We start from the raw sequence: 15,287 nt of genomic DNA, 5'->3' as shown, positions 1-15,287 counted from the left end.
CGTGCGAACATTGCGCAGTGGTTGAACGCCATCTGCACCGCTTGTCGACACCGCGCGCGGCCGCCTTCGCGGGTGTGCTGTTCGCGCTGCTGTTCGGCGCGGCACTGATTCTCATTCGCACGGCCCTGCCCGAAGGCGCCCAACCCGGTGCGCAGTGGGCCGAAGGCGCGGGTGACCGGCTTCGCCTGGCGTCGGTGTTGATGCCGTTCGCAGGTATCGCGTTCCTGTGGTTCATCGGGGTGGTGCGCGACGGGTTCGGGCGCTACGAGGACCGGTTTTTCGCGTCGGTGTTCCTGGGCAGCGGAATCCTGTTCCTGGCGATGATGTTCGCGTCCAGTGCGGTCGGCGCCGGTTTGATCGCGAGCCGGGCCGGGATGGTCGACGCCGTCGCGCAAGCCGAGGTGGCAGCGTTCGGGCAGATGCTGCTTATGGCGTTGAGCAAGACCTACGGGGTCCGGATGGCGGCCGTGTTCATGATCTCGCTGGCGACCATCTGGTTGAAGACCGGTCTGATGCCGCGCCCGCTGGTCTACAGCACCTACATTGCCGCACTGGCACTTCTGATCGCCGGCGATGTCAGCATGTGGCTCGTGCTGGTGTTCCCCTGCTGGGTACTGGTCGTCAGCATCTGGCTATTGGCGCGGGCAGGAGTGATCGACCTGCCGGGTGGTGGCGAGCACGAGTCAGTCGGCAAGCTTGAGCGCTGACGCCGGGCACAGTTTGACGGCCTCGCGCGCGTGTTCGACCTCATCGTCGGGGAGGTCGTCGACGAGAACGACGACGACGCCGTCCTCATCTTGATCGAATACCGCGTCCGACACCATCACGCAGTTACCCGAAGCGATGCAGGCGTCGCGATCTGCTTCTACTTTCATGGCGTCTACCACGCTACCGCCAGAGACTTGAGGCCGTAGATGAAGTGGAAACTCCGCCATTGCACATCCTCGAACGGCTCGGCGAGTGTCAAGGCGGGGAAGCGGCGCAGCAATGCGGGAAACGCGATGCGCATCTCCATGCGGGCCAGTGGGGCGCCGAGACAGTGGTGCACGCCGTGGCCGAACGCGAGGTGTCCGGGTGCGCCGCGCCGGATGTCGAGCACGTCGGGAGCCTCGATGAAACCGGGGTCGCGGTTGCCCGCGGGCAGCGACGCGAACACCAACTGCCCGGCGGGTATCGGCACGCCGGCGAGTTCGACGTCGGTGGTCGTGATGCGTGGGATCGCGGTCTGCACGATGGACAGCCAGCGCAGCAGTTCTTCGATCGCGGGACCCACGGCGTCCGGGTCGTCCCGAACCGCCGCAAGCTGATCGGGATGGCGCAGCAGCGCCAGTACGCCGAGACCGAGCATGTTCGACGTGGTTTCGTGCCCCGCGAGCAGCAGAAGGCCGGCCACGCCGACGAGTTCGTCGTCGCTCAGCTCGTCACCGTGCTCGCGGATCAGCATGCCCAGTATGTCGTCGCCCGGCTCGCGGCGGGCCCGCGCGACGAGCCCGCGCATGTAATCGCGGCCCTGCCGTTGCAGCTCAAGCCGTTCCGGCACGGGCGCCGAAAGATCGAGCTGGCGTGCCGACCGCTGCTGGAAGTCGTCGCGGTCCTGGTAGGGCACCCCGAGCAGCTCGCAGATCACGAGGGACGGGATGGGCAACGCGAAGTCGGCCACCAGATCCGATGGCGGACCGGCGGATTGCATCGCGTCCAGATGTGTGTCGACGATCTCGACGATGCGCGGCTCGAGGCGTTTCATGCGACGGATCGTGAATTCCGGGGTGAGCATGCGACGCAGCCGTTGGTGTTCCGGCGGATCGAGGCCCAGCAAGTTACCGGCACGTGCGCTGGCCTGGTCTTCCGCGGATATCTGCGGCGCTCCGGGCAGGACGAAACCCGGTGGCCTGCTGTTGGAGAAGTGCTCATGGTCCGACAGCACGGTCTTGACGTCGTCGTGGCGGGTGACGAGGTACACGTCCGTGCCGAAGGCGCTGACGACGGTCTGGACGCCGGCGGTTTCGCGGATATCGCCGAGTTCCGGGATCGGGTCGAACGTGTTGCGCCGCATGTGCAGTGGCGGCAGCGTGGCCTGCCCAGTCATGTCTCGACGCTACCTGTGCTCGATATAAACGCTGATCAGCCCGCCTACGGGTCGGCCCGTAGGCTCGGCCACCAGATCCGCGGCCCGATCAGTGTGAACAGCGCCGGGATGATCACGGTCCGGACGACGAAGGTGTCCAGCAGGATGCCGAGTCCGACGATGATGCCGAGCTGGGTCAGCACGATCAGCGGCAACACGCCAAGCACGCAGAACACCGCCGCCAGCACCACGCCCGCACTGGTGATGACGGCACCGGTGGCCGACACCGCACGCACGATGCCCTGCCGGTTGCCGTACTGCGGTGTCTCCTCGCGGGCGCGGGTCACCAGGAAGATCGTGTAGTCCACGCCGAGCGCGACGAGAAACAGGAACGCGAACAACGGCGTGCTGTTGTCGAGCGCGGGGAATCCGAAGAGATGCACGCTCGCCCACCCGCCGAGCCCGAGGGCGGCCAGGGCGCTGAGCACCGTCACGGCGACGAGCAGCAGCGGTGCGAGTGCCGAACGCAGCAAGATGTAGAGCACCGCGAGCACCACCGCGAGGATGGCGGGAATCACCACGAGCCGGTCACGCTGAGCGGCCGCGGCGGCATCCCTGGCTTGCGCGTCGGAGCCGCCCACCAAGGCGTCCGGGTCGGCGGAATGCACTGAATCGCGCAGGGCGTCAATCGTTTCGAATGCGCCGTCGGATGCCGGTTCGGCTTCCAGGATCACCGACCACTGGGTGAGCCCGGTCGGGGAATTGCCTGCCGGGTTGGTTGTCACGACGCCTTCGGTGTCGGTGATCGCCCGTTGCACGGCGCCGGCCTTGTCGGTGGCGGCGATGACGCGCGTCGGATCGGTCAGGCCGCTCGGGAAGTGGGCGGCCAGCGTCTCGTAGCCGGTCACCGATTCAGCCTGCACGCGGAACTGCTCGGTCTGCGTCAGTCCGATGGGCGTCGTGAACAACGCGGTGCACAGGACAGCCAGGCCCGCCAGTGACACCACCACGACGCGCCCGGGCCTGCGGGCAACCGAGTCGGCGATGCGGTGCCAGATGCCGCTGTCGGTAAGGGCTTTCGCGCCGACCTGCGGGATGAACGGCCAGAACAGCCGCTTGCCGCACAGTGCCAGCAGTGGCGGCAACACCACGAGGACGAACACCGCGGCCACGACCAGACCCGATGCCGCCTGCACACCGAGGCTGCGGTTGCTCGGGGCCGACGCGAACACGAGGGTGAGCAGGGCAAGCACCACCGTGGCGTTGCTTGCCACGATCGCGGGAGCCGCGGCCCGTACCGCCGTGACGAGGGCGGCCCGATGGTCGGCTTCCCTTGCGAGTTCTTCGCGGTACCGCGAAATCAGAAGGAGCGCATAGTTGGTGCCCGCCCCGAACACCAGCACGCTCGTGATGCCCGACGTCGAACCGTCGGGGTTCAGGCCAAGGCCCGACGCGACGGCGGTGCCGACGACGGAACCGACGCGGTCGGCGAATCCGATCACCAGCAGCGGCACGAGCCACAACACCGGTGATCGGTACGTGACGATGAGCAGCAGCGCGACCACCGTCGCGGTGACCGCCAGCAGGGTGATGTTCGCTCCGGCAAAGGAATTGGCGATGTCGGCGCCGAAGGCCGGCCCGCCAGTCACCGCGGCCGTCAAACCGTCCGGCAGTCCATCGGTGGCGTTCGTGCGGAGTTCGCGCACCGCGTCGTTCAGCGCGAATCCCGACAGGTTGCCGTCGAGGGACACGATCGCCAGGGCGGCCTTGTTGTCGTCGGAGACCTGAACCGGTGGGCCGGGTTCGGCGCTCATGCGCTGGCGGGCTTGGGCGGCGGCGTCGAGATCAGCCGGTGTCAGGTCGGCGCCGTCGGCCCGGGTCACGACGAGGATCGCCGGAACCCGGTCCCCGCCTGGGAAATCGGCCCGCAGCGCGTCGGCTCGCGCGGATTCTGCGCTCGCCGGAACCGCCACCGGCGACTGCGACGCGGCGTCCCCGCCACTCAGAAAGCCCAGCAGGCCACCCGAAACCACCACGACAAGTACGGCAAGCCAGCCCAGGCGTCTAATCACGGTTCAGCGTCGCCTCTTCCAAGTCGAGTCCGTGCAGCACCGTCCGCAGCACCTCGTCGTCGATATGCCCGGCGTCGCGCTCGGCGATGAATGTCTCGCGTTCAGCGGCAAGCATTTCCAGGCGTAATCGGCGGAAGGCCGAGGTGGGGCTCTCGCCGATGTCCTCGTCGTCGCGGCCCAACCGTTCCCACGCGGCGTTGCGGCGGCGCGTATTCCACGCGCGCAGCACATCGGCCGCGCGTTCGGGCACGTCCGCACCGGCGGGCTGGGCGGCGAGCAGCTCGTCGAGCCGTTCGGCTGCGGCCCTGGCCGCCTTGTCCTGAGCGGCCGCGGTGGCGATCGCGTCACTGTGCGCTTCGTTGCCCTGCGCACCCAACACCCGGATGAACCACGGCAAAGTCAACCCGTGCAGCAGCAAGGTGCCGACCACCACCACGAACGTGAGGAACACCAGCTGGGGCCGGCCGGGGAAGGCGTCGCCGGACAGCGTCGTAAGCGGAACCCCGAACGCGGCCGCCAACGACACAACCCCCCTCATACCCGCCCACGCCACAACGAACACCTGGGCGCGCGGCGGCTCCGGCTCGTGCTTGCGGATCTCTTTGAACAGCAGCCGCGGCAGGTAGGTCGAGACGTACACCCAGACGATGCGCACGCCGATCACCGTGATGAGCACCGCGGCCGAGGAGATCGCGAGCGTGGCCGCCGAGATGCCGCGCAGTTCGCTGATAACCTTCGGCAGCTGCAGGCCGATCAACAGGAACGCGAACGACTCGAGCACCAGCTGCAGGGCCTTCCACACGGCCTTGTCCTGGAGCCGGGTGGCGTAGCTGGCCTGCGTCTCGCGTTGGCCGAGCAGCAACGCCGCCACGACCACTGCGATCACGCCCGAGCCGTGGACCTCTTCGGCCACGAGATATATGAAGAACGGCGCCACCAGGCCGATGGCGCTCTCGACCAGCGGGTCGTCGAGCCGCGAGCGAATGAGGTGGACGACCATGCCGAGTGCGCCGCCCACCACCACACCGCCGACCGCGGCCAGGGCGAACGTGCCGAGGGCCGTGCCCCAGCCCGCGCCGACTCCGATCGCGGCGGCCAAGGCCACCTTGTAGGCCGTCAGCGCGGTGGCGTCGTTGAGCAGGCTTTCCCCGCCGAGCAGGGTCATGGTGCGGCGCGGGAGGCCCAGCCGGCGGCCGACCGCGGTGGCCGAGACCGCGTCGGGCGGTGCCACGATCGCGCCCAGGGTCAGTGCAGCGGCGATCGTCAGCTCGGGAACCGTGTGGAAGGCCACCACCCCGACCACGAATGTCGTCGCGAGCGGTAATCCCACCGCGAGCAACCCGATCGGGCGGAAGTTGCGGCGCAGCGCCACATAGCTGCTCTCGAGCCCGGCCGACCACAGCAGTGGCGGCAGGATCACGAACAGCACGAGCTCTGGCTCGAGATGGACGTCGTCGAAGCCGGGGATCGCGCTGCCTGCCAGCCCCGCCACCACGAGCGCCAACGGCGCCGAGACGTCGAAGCGGCGGGCCAGCGCGGCCAGGAGCACCGCTGCCACCAGGGCAGCCAGCAGTGAGGCACCCACGTCGTCAGACCTCCTTCGCGTGCCGTCCTTATCCTTGATCAACATGTTGAGGAGATCACGCCGGCGCGAGCAGAGCTCGGCGCCGCGAACCTGTGAGCACCTCTCAGCTGAAGTCGCCGAGCCTGAACCCCTCACCCCGGGTCGATGCCAGGAGTGCGAGCAACTCGGCGAGAGTAGCTGGGCGCATCTGCGGATGTGTATGACGTGTGGTCACGTCGGCTGTTGTGACTCCAGTCCCCACCAACACGCCACAAAGCACTTCCAGCACACCGGTCATGCCGTCATGCGTTCTGCCGAACCCGGCGAGAGCTGGCGGTGGTGTTATATCGACCATCGCGTTGGTTGACGATCTGGCAGTCTGGGGGATGCGATGAGTGAATCGATTGAGGACGCCGTACACGAGGCAGAAGAAGCCACGGAACCGGAGGACACCGCGCCGGAACCGGCCGAGGCAGTCCAGGAACCGCAGGACGACGAGCAGCCGACGGACCCCCGCGCAACCGTGATGTTGTTGGGCGCCGGTGAGCTGAGCCGTGAGCTCGCGTTGGCGTTCCAGCGGCTCGGCGGCGTCGTCGTCGCGGTCGACCGGTACCACGCGCCGGCGCACGGCGTGGCCGACCGTTCGGCGGTGATCAAGATGAACGACGCCGAGGAACTCGCCGCACTCATCGAACGGGAGAAACCTCGGTACGTGGTCGCGGAGTCCGGCGTGATCGCCGCCGACGCACTCGTCGCGACGGCCGAACGCGGCGACATCGAGGTGCTGCCGACGCCGCGCAGTATCCGCCTCAGCCAGGACCGCGAGGGCCTGCGCAGGCTGGCGTCGGATGAGCTCGGCCTGCCGACCGTGCCGTTCTGGTTCGCGGGCTCGGTCGAGGAACTCAGCGCGGTCGCCGAGCACGCCGGTTACCCGCTTGTGGTCAAGCCAGTCGTCGGCGCGTTGCGTGACGGCGAGTCGGTGCTGCTGCGCCCCGATGACATCGAACCGGCGTGGCAGCGCGCGACAACGGCGGGGCGCATCGCACACAGCCGGGTGCTGGCGGAGTCGGTTGTCGAGGTGGATTACGAGGTCACGCTGCTGGCCATCCGCACCACCGGGCCTGCCGGTCCGGGCGTGCACTTCTGCGAGCCGATCGGACATCGCCAGGTCGACAGTGACGTGCTGGAGGCGTGGCAGCCACAGCAGATGCCGCCCGCTGCGCTCGACTCCGCGAAGTCGATCGCCGCGCGCATCGTCAACTCGCTCGGCGGGCGCGGTGTGTTCGGCGTCGAGCTGCTCGTGCAGGGCGACGACGTGTATTTCTCCGATGTCCGTATCCGGCCGCACGACAGTGGTCTCGTCACGCTGCGCTCGCAACGGCTGTCGGAGTTCGAGCTGCATGCCAGGGCCATCCTGGGCCTCGCGGTCGACACCATCATGATCTCGCCGGCCGCCGCCGAGGTCAGCTACGGCGGTGCCGACGCGGAAACCCCCGACGAGTTGTCCACGAACGTCACCGCGGTGCTGGCCGAGGCGCTGGCCACCTCGGAGAGCGACATCCGGCTGTTCGGCCGTCCCGACGAATCCGATTCGCGGCGCCGCCTCGGGGTGGCGATGGCCACCGCCCCCGACGTGATCGTCGCGCGGGACCGGGCCCGCCGGGTCGGCACAGCACTGCGCAAGCTCTGGTAGGACATGGCTGACACGGAGAATTCAGGGGCCGAGCGGCCCACCACCACACCGTTCTTCGCCGCTTTGGTGATCATTGTGCTCGTGGTGATCGGCATTGCACTCGTCAACGTGTTCCAGGGTGACGGGTTGACCGACGAGCAGCAGGTCGGCCGTGCAGCCGTCGGGCAGAACGACGCCATGCAGCGCGAGGATTTCGCCGCGTTCACCGATTACACGTGCGCCGAGCAGCGCGGCACCGAAGCCGATTTCCTTGCCCGCCAGAAGGATTCGGTGGCAGAGAACGGTGAGCGCTATATCGACGGGGTGACGACGGTGCAGATCGACGGTGAACGCGCGAGCGCGACGGTCGTTTATCACTTCAAGAATCAGCCAGACAACAAGATCAACGTGGAGACCGCGTTCGTGCGTGAGGACGGCGAATGGCGGGTCTGCTCGAGTATGGGAGACTCACGCCCGTGAGCTATGCCGGAGATATCACGCCTGAGGAGGCCTGGAAACTTCTGAGCGAGAACCCCGAGGCCGTACTGGTGGACTGTCGCACCGACGCCGAGTGGCGCTTCGTGGGGGTGCCGGACCTGACCTCGCTTCAGCGCGACGTCGTGTACATCGAGTGGAACCGGACCGACGGCAGTCACAACGACGCGTTCGTCGACGATCTTCAGTCATCCGGTGTCACGCCGGGCGACCGGCCGGTGGTGTTCCTGTGCCGCTCCGGCAACCGTTCGATCGGCGCTGCCGAGGCCGCGACGGCGGCCGGTATCGGGCCGTCGTACAACGTGCTCGACGGTTTCGAGGGCAACCTGGACGAGAACCGGCATCGCGGTGGCACCGGGTGGAAGGCCGTCGGCCTGCCTTGGAAGCAGAGCTAGGGGCAGTCATGAGCGACGACATTCCATCGGTGCGCACGCCCGCCCAGCTTCCCGACGGCGTCAGTCAGGCCACGATCGGCGTGCGCGGCGGCCTGCTGCGGTCTGGTTTCGAGGAGACCGCCGAGGCCATGTACCTGACGTCGGGCTACGTCTACGAGACGGCCGCCGACGCCGAGAAGGCCTTCACCGGCGAGATCGACCGCTACGTGTACTCGCGCTACGGCAACCCGACGATCTCGATGTTCGAGGAGCGGCTGCGCCTGATCGAAGGCGCGCCCGCCTGTTTCGCAACGGCCACCGGTATGTCCGCGGTGTTCACGGCTCTCGGTGCGCTGCTGGGCGCAGGCGATCGGTTGGTCGCCGCGCGCAGCCTCTTCGGTTCGTGCTTCGTGGTGTGCAACGAGATCCTGCCGCGCTGGGGTGTCGAGACCGTGTTCGTCGACGGCGACGACCTCGCGCAGTGGGAGGAGGCGCTGAGCAAACCGACCCAGGCGGTGTTCTTCGAGACCCCGTCGAACCCGATGCAGTCGCTGGTCGACATCGCCGCGGTCTCCGACCTCGCCCACGCTGCTGGCGCAAAGGTCGTGCTGGACAACGTCTTTGCGACACCGCTGCTGCAGCAGGGGTTGCCGCTCGGCGCAGACGTCGTGGTGTACTCCGGGACCAAGCACATCGACGGGCAGGGCCGCGTGCTCGGCGGAGCGATCCTGGGCGACCAGGAGTACATCGACGGCCCGGTGCAGAAACTCATGCGCCACACGGGCCCGGCGATCAGCGCATTCAACGCCTGGACGTTGCTGAAAGGTCTTGAGACGCTGTCGGTTCGGGTGGACTACGCGAACCGCTCGGCGCAGCGCGTCGCCGAATTCCTGGAGGGGCATCCCTCGGTGCGATGGGTGAAGTACCCGTTCCTGGAATCACATCCGCAGTACGACCTCGCCAAGCGGCAGATGCGGGGCGGCGGCACCGTCGTCACGTTCGAACTGGACGCGGTGCGGTCATCTGCCGCCTGCGGCAGCGCTGGCAAGGCGCGGGCTTTCGAGGTGCTCGACAAGCTGCGCGTCATCGACATCTCCAACAACCTCGGCGACGCCAAGTCCCTCATCACCCATCCGGCCACCACGACGCACCGGGCCATGGGGCCCGAGGGCCGGGCGGCCATCGGGCTTGGCGACGGTGTGGTCCGTGTTTCGGTCGGCCTGGAGGGAACCGAGGATTTGATCGCCGATCTGGACCAGGCGCTGGGTTAGCACATGTCCAAACAGAGCGCGGCCAAGAAAGCCCGTCGCAAGAAGCGGCAGGCGAGTCGCGACGCGCGCTGGGTGCCGGACGAGGTTGTGCAGCAACTGTCGGAGATACAGGACGCCGTCGTCGCCGACCTCGCCGAGTTCGACGAGCGAATCACCGAGCGCGGCTGGACTTTTGACGAGGAAGAATCCGACGACAATTTCGCGATCTGGTTCTACGAACCGTCCGGAAGCGAGGTCGAGGACGGTATCCCGGTGACGTCGCTGTGGCTCGATGCGGCCGAGGACGGTGAACTCGTACACGTGACGTTCGTCGGCACCGTCGACAAGATCACGTTCACGCACGAGGACCTGTTCGAAAACCTCGATGCGATCGAGGCATACCGCGTCGGTGATCCCACTCCTTTCTAAGTCGCCGGCATGACCGAGGTGACGCTGCGCCAGCTGCGCTACTTCGCCGTGTTGGGGGAGGAACTCAACTACCGCCGCGCAGCGCAACGGTTGTTCATCACGCAACCCGCGCTGTCGACCGCGATCAAGCAGCTGGAACAGGCCTTCGGTGTGGTTCTGCTCAACCGCAACACCCGCGAAGTGGCGCTCACCGACCTCGGCGCGGCTTGGTTGCCTCAGGTGCAGCAGGTGCTCAGCGGGATCGACGCGGTGGTGGAAAACCTGGTCACGCTCTCGGGCACCCGGCAGGGGCGGCTGCGGTTCGGTTATCTGATCGGGACGGGCGCCGACCTGTTGTTCCGGATCGTGCGGCACTTCGAAACGGCCTATCCCGACGTCAGTGTCGAGCCGATCGAGTACGACTTCGCCGACCCCACCGCGGGGCTCGCGGACGGGAGTGCCGAGGTCGCGCTGATCCGCCCGCCCGTGGATCTGCCAGAACATCGCATGCTGATCCTCGACTCCGAGTCATGGGTGGCCTGCCTGCCCAGGGATCATCGGTTGGCGGGGCGCCGTGAGGTCGCGATCGCCGAACTGCTCGACGATCCGATCGTGTGTGCGCCGCTGACCGCGGGCCCGTGGCGCGATTACTGGATGGCGATGGACGTCCGCGGAAACCGCCCGCCGACGATCGCCGCCGTGGCCGCGACGTACGAGGCCGAGACGACGGCGATCGCGCGCGGGCTGGGGATCAGCTTCACGACGGCGTCGGTGTCGCGGTTCTATGACCGGCCCGGCATCGTCTACGTACCCATAATCGACCGGCCGCCGAGTCACGTCGCGCTCGCCTGGCATCCCGGCACGCTCAGCCCGCAGGCGGATGCGCTGGTCAAACACGTGCAGCAGCAGTGGAGTTTCGGCGACGGCGAGGACGTGGCGGTGCCCGCCACGCAGTATTGATAACCCACAGTTATCAGTCCATCAAAAGATGGAACTTCCGGTGACCGGCCGGTGGCGCTTTCCTTACATCAATCGTTTTGCCTCACGTCTGACCTGGAGTGTTCATGACCGACGCCTTAGATGCCGCGGCTTCACCCACTCATTCGGCGCACCCGGATGCACTGGGAGCCGAGGACGCCAAACTCGCCCAGTTCGGTTACACGCAGAAGCTGGATCGCTCGGTGGGCAAGCTCGCGTCTTTCGCGATCGGCTTCGCGACCATCAGCGCCACCACCGCGGTATTCACCGGTTTCGGCGCCGGCTATTTCACCGCGGGCGCGCCGTTCGTGTGGACGCTCCTGCTCGCCGGTGCGGTGTTCTCACTGTGGGCCTTCATCGCCGCCGACCTGACGGCGAAGATTCCGCTGGCCGGTTACTCGTATCAGTGGATCAGCCGGATCAACGGGCCGAGCCTCGGCTGGTTCACCGGCTTCATCGCCTTGATGGGCTGGGTGTGCGGCATGACCGGCGTCGGGTTCATCCTGTCCGGTTATCTCGGTGGGCTGTTCGGCTGGAACATGAGCCAGTCCGAACAGATTCTCGTCGCCATCGGCGTGGTGTTCCTGTGTGTGCTCATCAACATCTACGGCGTCCGGTTCGCGACGATGGTCAACAACATCGGTGTCAGCCTGGAGTTGGTCATCACGGTCGGTGCCACCGCGCTGGTCGCGATCATCGCGTTCTCGGCGCCCGAGAACCATCAGCCGATCTCGGTGCTGTTCACCGGTGGCGAGGCCGGCGACAAGGATTCGTATCTGCTGGCGTGGCTCGCGGCCGCGCTGGGACCATTCTTCGGGTTGATCGGCGTTGAGTCCGGTGCCGATGTCGCCGAGGAGACCAAGGACGCGCGCCGGGTGGTGCCGAAGACGATGTTCTACGCGCTGGTCACCTCGATCGTCATCGAGCTGCTGATGTACATCGTCTACGTGCTGGCGATCCGCGACGTCAGTGCGGTCGAGGCCAACTCGGCCGCGCCGATCGAAGAGATCATCAACCAGCAGGCCGGTCCCTTCGTCACGAAAATCATTGTGGCGGTGGCCCTGACCAACATCCTGGCGTGCCTGCTCGCCAACATCCTGGTTGCCACTCGGCTGACGTACTCGATGGCGCGCGACAACATGCTGCCGCTGTCACACATCTGGCGCCACGTCTCGCCCAAGACCAAGGCGCCCACGTATGCGGTGATCGGTCTCGGCTGCCTGTCGACGCTGCTGCTGCTCTCGGCGCTGGTCAACGAGAAGGCGTTCAACTACATCATCGGCATCGCCTCGCTGCTGTTCTTCTTCGTCTACATCCTGCAGACCGTCGGCCTGCTGGTCGGTTACCGCAACGGCACCATCCCCAAGGGCGAACCCGGCACGTTCGACCTCGGCCGCTGGCGCCTGCCGCTCTACGTCACCTCACTGGTGGTGTTCGGCGCGGTCGCGGTCGCCTTGCTCTTCCTGCCGCAGTTCACCAGCAACAAGTGGGTGTTCTTGGGAGTGGTTGTGCTGGCCGCGATCTGGTGGGCAACCGGTCTCAAGGCTCGGCTGCGTTCCGGTGAAGCCGGATCCGACTACGCCAGGACTCATCTCAACTGACCACCCGCGTTTGAGTCTGCGTGCACGGCGGCGGCAACTCGTACTTCGGCGCCGTGGGCGCAGAGTCAACGCACATCTTTTGAAAGGGAATCGAATATGACTGTTACCGATCTCGGCACCAGCAATCTCGTCGCCGTCGAACCAGGCGCAATCCGCGAGGACACCCCGCCCGGTTCGGTGATCCAGTACAGCGACTACGAACTCGACACCACGAGCCCGTTCGCCGGGGGCGTCGCGTGGATCGAAGGGGAGTACCTGCCTGCCGCCGAGGCCAAGATCTCGATCTTCGACACCGGGTTCGGCCACTCCGATCTGACCTACACCGTCGCACATGTGTGGCACGGCAACATTTTCCGGCTCGGCGACCACCTCGACCGGCTGCTCGACGGTGCGCGCAAGCTGAGGCTCGATCCGGGCATGAGCAAGGACGAGTTGGCTGAGATCACGAAGAAATGCGTCTCGTTGTCACAGCTGCGGGAGTCGTTCGTGAACCTGACCGTTACGCGCGGCTACGGAAAGCGCAAGGGCGAGAAGGATTTGTCGAAGCTCACCCATCAGGTCTACATCTACGCGATCCCCTACCTGTGGGCGTTCCCGCCGAGCGAGCAGATCTTCGGGACCACAGCGATCGTGCCGCGCCACGTCCGACGCGCCGGGCGCAACACCGTCGACCCGACCATCAAGAACTACCAGTGGGGCGACCTGACCGCGGCCAGCTTCGAGGCCAAGGACCGTGGCGCCCGCACCGCCATCCTGATGGACGCCGACAACTGCGTGGCCGAAGGGCCGGGCTTCAACGTCGTCATCGTCAAAGATGGCAAGCTGGCCTCCCCGTCCCGAAATGCCTTGCCGGGCATCACCCGCAAGACGGTGTTCGAGATTGCCGACGCCATGGGCATCGAGGCCGAACTGCGCGACGTGACGAGCCATGAGCTCTACGACGCCGACGAACTCATGGCCGTCACCACCGCCGGCGGGGTCACACCCATCAACTCCCTTGACGGCGAGCCCATCGGAGACGGCGCGCCAGGACCCCTCACCGTCGCGATTCGGGACCGGTTCTGGGCGCTCATGGATGAGCCGTCGCCGCTGATCGAGGCGATCCAGTACTGAGCCCAGCCTGCTCGCCCTAGTCTTGGCGTCATGGCTGATCTACTGACCGGCATTCGCAAGAACCTGCAGCAGATGTCCGAGGCGGGCCGCGCGATCAAGAGACTCGTCGAAAGCGGTGTGCTCGACCTCAAGGATCTGGGCGGAACCGTTCAGGGCGCGAAGCTCGTGAAGGTCTATGGACCGCAGGCCACGATGGCCATCCAGGGCGCACGCCGGTTCCCGGACCTGCCCGCGGTCGTCGACGAACGCGGAACGTTGACCTACAAGCAGGTCAACGACCAGTCGTGGGCGTTGGCGAACGGTCTGAAGTCGCTCGGCGTATCCGCGGGCTCCGTCGTCGGAATCCTGTGCCGCGATCACCGGGGCCTTCTCATCGCGATGGCCGCGTGCGGCAAGCTCGGCGCCCGTCTGGTGTTGATGAACACCGGCTTCGCCAAGCCACAGTTCGCCGAGGTCTGCAAGCGTGAGGGCGTGCGTGTGGTGCTGCACGACAGCGAATTCCTCGGTCTGCTCGACGCGCTGCCCGCCGACCTTCCGCGGATCCTCACCTGGGTCGACGAGGGCGCCGAGCTGCCCGAGGGCGCGCAGACGCTCGACGACATCATCGCGACGAACTCCACCGAGCCGCTGCCGCCGCCGAGCAAGGCGGGCGGATCCGTCATCCTCACCAGCGGCACCACCGGCCTGCCCAAGGGCGCACCCCGCGACACGGTGTCGCCGCTGGCGACCGCGCAGATCATCGACCGGATCCCGTTCCCCCGCAAGGGAACAATGGTGATCGTCTCCCCGATCTTCCACAGCACCGGTTGGGCGACGTACACGGTCGGGGCCGCGTTGGGCAACAAGGTGGTGACGGCGAGAAGGTTCAAAGCCGAGGCGACGCTCGAACTCATCGCCAAGCACAAGGCCGACATGCTGGTGGCGGTCCCGACGATGCTGCACCGAATCGTCGAGCTCGGTCCCGAGATCATCGGCAGGTACGACACGTCTTCGTTGAAGGTGATCCTGATCGCCGGGTCGGCGTTGAGCCCCGAACTGTCCAACCGCGTGCAGGACACGTTCGGTGACGTTCTCTACAACATGTACGGCTCGACCGAGTGCGCGATCGCGAGCATCGCGACGCCCGCCGAACTGCGTATCGCCCCGGGCACCGCGGGCCGCCCCCCGGTGACGTGTGAAGTGGTGCTGTACGACGAGAACGACCAACGCATCGAGGGCACCAATCGCCGCGGCCGGCTGTTCATCCGCAACGGTGCGCCGTTCCAGGGCTACACCGATGGCCGCAGCAAGCAGATCATCGACGGCTACATGTCCAGCGGCGACATGGGCCACTTCGACGAGAACGGCCTGCTGTTCGTCGACGGCCGCGATGACGACATGATCGTGTCCGGCGGTGAGAACGTCTTCCCGCAGGAAGTCGAGAATCTGCTCGAGGAGCGCCCGGACGTCGCGGAGGTCGCGGTGGTGGGCGTCGACGACGTCGAATTCGGAAAGCGGTTGCGCGCCTTCATCGTTTCCGAGCCAGGTGCGGCACACGACGCCGCTGACATCAAGCAGTACGTGAAGGACAACCTGGCTCGCCACAAGGTGCCGCGCGACGTGGTGTTCATCGACGAGCTACCCCGCAACGCCACCGGAAAGCTATTGCGCCGCGTGCTCGCCGAGATGGACGTCGACGCCTGAGCAGACGTCCAT

15 protein-coding genes are annotated in these 15,287 nt (G+C 66.7%); 11 read left to right on the top strand and 4 right to left on the bottom strand.

The annotated features are described in order from the left end of the window. The first annotated feature begins 17 nt into the window (after positions 1–17). The gene (locus ACRCUN_RS02015) at positions 18–707 is read left to right on the top strand and encodes a hypothetical protein (protein ID WP_462139974.1); all 690 of its coding nucleotides are present in this window, start codon (positions 18–20) and stop codon (positions 705–707) included. Here ACRCUN_RS02015 and ACRCUN_RS02010 read toward each other — a convergent pair. From ACRCUN_RS02010 to ACRCUN_RS01995, 4 genes are read right to left on the bottom strand one after another with little or no spacing between them, the layout of a single operon-like run. After that, complete coding sequence (locus ACRCUN_RS02010; RefSeq protein WP_462139973.1) at positions 684–875, bottom strand: ferredoxin; 192 nt, start codon at positions 873–875, stop codon at positions 684–686. The two genes, ACRCUN_RS02015 and ACRCUN_RS02010, sit on opposite strands and share 24 nt — an antisense overlap. 5 nt (positions 876–880) lie before the next feature. Beyond that, positions 881–2,086: a cytochrome P450 gene (locus tag ACRCUN_RS02005; RefSeq protein ID WP_462139972.1), complete on the bottom strand. Its 1,206-nt coding sequence runs from the start codon at positions 2,084–2,086 to the stop codon at positions 881–883. A gap of 44 nt (positions 2,087–2,130) precedes the next feature. Further along, positions 2,131–4,137, bottom strand: coding sequence for an MMPL family transporter (locus ACRCUN_RS02000; RefSeq protein ID WP_462139971.1), 2,007 nt, complete (start codon positions 4,135–4,137; stop codon positions 2,131–2,133). Next, entirely contained in the window at positions 4,130–5,722 is a 1,593-nt protein-coding gene (locus ACRCUN_RS01995) for a Na+/H+ antiporter (protein WP_462139970.1), read from the bottom strand. Before ACRCUN_RS01995 ends, ACRCUN_RS02000 begins: the two co-directional genes overlap by 8 nt. Positions 5,723–5,765: 43 nt before the next feature. Between ACRCUN_RS01995 and ACRCUN_RS01990 the strand changes: the two genes are divergently transcribed. The 10 genes from ACRCUN_RS01990 to ACRCUN_RS01945 all read left to right on the top strand — a co-directional run bounded on the left by ACRCUN_RS01990 (position 5,766) and on the right by ACRCUN_RS01945 (position 15,275). Beyond that, the gene (locus ACRCUN_RS01990) at positions 5,766–6,068 is read left to right on the top strand and encodes a UBP-type zinc finger domain-containing protein (protein ID WP_462139969.1); all 303 of its coding nucleotides are present in this window, start codon (positions 5,766–5,768) and stop codon (positions 6,066–6,068) included. Between the two features lie 24 nt (positions 6,069–6,092). Continuing rightward, on the top strand, positions 6,093–7,394 hold the full coding sequence (gene purT, locus ACRCUN_RS01985; protein ID WP_462139968.1) for a formate-dependent phosphoribosylglycinamide formyltransferase: 1,302 nt from the start codon (positions 6,093–6,095) through the stop codon (positions 7,392–7,394). A 3-nt stretch (positions 7,395–7,397) separates the two neighbouring features. Further along, on the top strand, positions 7,398–7,853 hold the full coding sequence (locus ACRCUN_RS01980; protein WP_462139967.1) for an Rv0361 family membrane protein: 456 nt from the start codon (positions 7,398–7,400) through the stop codon (positions 7,851–7,853). Next, entirely contained in the window at positions 7,850–8,263 is a 414-nt protein-coding gene (locus ACRCUN_RS01975) for a rhodanese-like domain-containing protein (RefSeq protein WP_462139966.1), read from the top strand. Before ACRCUN_RS01980 ends, ACRCUN_RS01975 begins: the two co-directional genes overlap by 4 nt. 8 nt (positions 8,264–8,271) lie before the next feature. Beyond that, complete coding sequence (locus ACRCUN_RS01970; RefSeq protein WP_462139965.1) at positions 8,272–9,513, top strand: O-succinylhomoserine sulfhydrylase; 1,242 nt, start codon at positions 8,272–8,274, stop codon at positions 9,511–9,513. A gap of 3 nt (positions 9,514–9,516) precedes the next feature. Then, a complete protein-coding gene (locus ACRCUN_RS01965) occupies positions 9,517–9,921 on the top strand; it encodes a hypothetical protein (RefSeq protein ID WP_462139964.1) in 405 nt (134 codons plus the stop codon). Between the two features lie 9 nt (positions 9,922–9,930). Continuing rightward, entirely contained in the window at positions 9,931–10,860 is a 930-nt protein-coding gene (locus tag ACRCUN_RS01960; protein WP_462139963.1) for a LysR family transcriptional regulator, read from the top strand. Between the two features lie 104 nt (positions 10,861–10,964). Then, positions 10,965–12,479 (top strand): APC family permease, encoded by a 1,515-nt coding sequence (locus tag ACRCUN_RS01955; protein WP_462139962.1) that lies wholly within the window; start codon positions 10,965–10,967, stop codon positions 12,477–12,479. 96 nt (positions 12,480–12,575) lie between these two features. Further along, the gene (locus ACRCUN_RS01950; RefSeq protein WP_462139961.1) at positions 12,576–13,592 is read left to right on the top strand and encodes an aminotransferase class IV; all 1,017 of its coding nucleotides are present in this window, start codon (positions 12,576–12,578) and stop codon (positions 13,590–13,592) included. A 30-nt stretch (positions 13,593–13,622) separates the two neighbouring features. Further along, complete coding sequence (locus ACRCUN_RS01945) at positions 13,623–15,275, top strand: acyl-CoA synthetase (protein ID WP_462139960.1); 1,653 nt, start codon at positions 13,623–13,625, stop codon at positions 15,273–15,275. Positions 15,276–15,287 lie beyond the last annotated feature (12 nt).

The organism is Mycobacterium venezuelense (assembly GCF_054919535.1).
The sequence above is the reverse complement of the archived record's forward strand: the minus strand, read 5'-3'. Positions and strand labels throughout refer to the sequence as shown.

Bases quoted from the DNA above. Each gene is read 5' to 3' on its own strand.
- ACRCUN_RS02010 (WP_462139973.1), bottom strand. From the start codon at position 875: ATGAAAGTAGAAGCAGATCGCGACGCCTGCATCGCTTCGGGTAACTGC.
- ACRCUN_RS02005 (WP_462139972.1), bottom strand. From the start codon at position 2,086: ATGACTGGGCAGGCCACGCTGCCGCCACTGCACATGCGGCGCAACACG.
- ACRCUN_RS01990 (WP_462139969.1), top strand. From the start codon at position 5,766: ATGTTGAGGAGATCACGCCGGCGCGAGCAGAGCTCGGCGCCGCGAACC.
- purT (WP_462139968.1), top strand. From the start codon at position 6,093: ATGAGTGAATCGATTGAGGACGCCGTACACGAGGCAGAAGAAGCCACG.
- ACRCUN_RS01980 (WP_462139967.1), top strand. From the start codon at position 7,398: ATGGCTGACACGGAGAATTCAGGGGCCGAGCGGCCCACCACCACACCG.
- ACRCUN_RS01970 (WP_462139965.1), top strand. From the start codon at position 8,272: ATGAGCGACGACATTCCATCGGTGCGCACGCCCGCCCAGCTTCCCGAC.
- ACRCUN_RS01965 (WP_462139964.1), top strand. From the start codon at position 9,517: ATGTCCAAACAGAGCGCGGCCAAGAAAGCCCGTCGCAAGAAGCGGCAG.
- ACRCUN_RS01960 (WP_462139963.1), top strand. From the start codon at position 9,931: ATGACCGAGGTGACGCTGCGCCAGCTGCGCTACTTCGCCGTGTTGGGG.
- ACRCUN_RS01955 (WP_462139962.1), top strand. From the start codon at position 10,965: ATGACCGACGCCTTAGATGCCGCGGCTTCACCCACTCATTCGGCGCAC.
- ACRCUN_RS01950 (WP_462139961.1), top strand. From the start codon at position 12,576: ATGACTGTTACCGATCTCGGCACCAGCAATCTCGTCGCCGTCGAACCA.
- ACRCUN_RS01945 (WP_462139960.1), top strand. From the start codon at position 13,623: ATGGCTGATCTACTGACCGGCATTCGCAAGAACCTGCAGCAGATGTCC.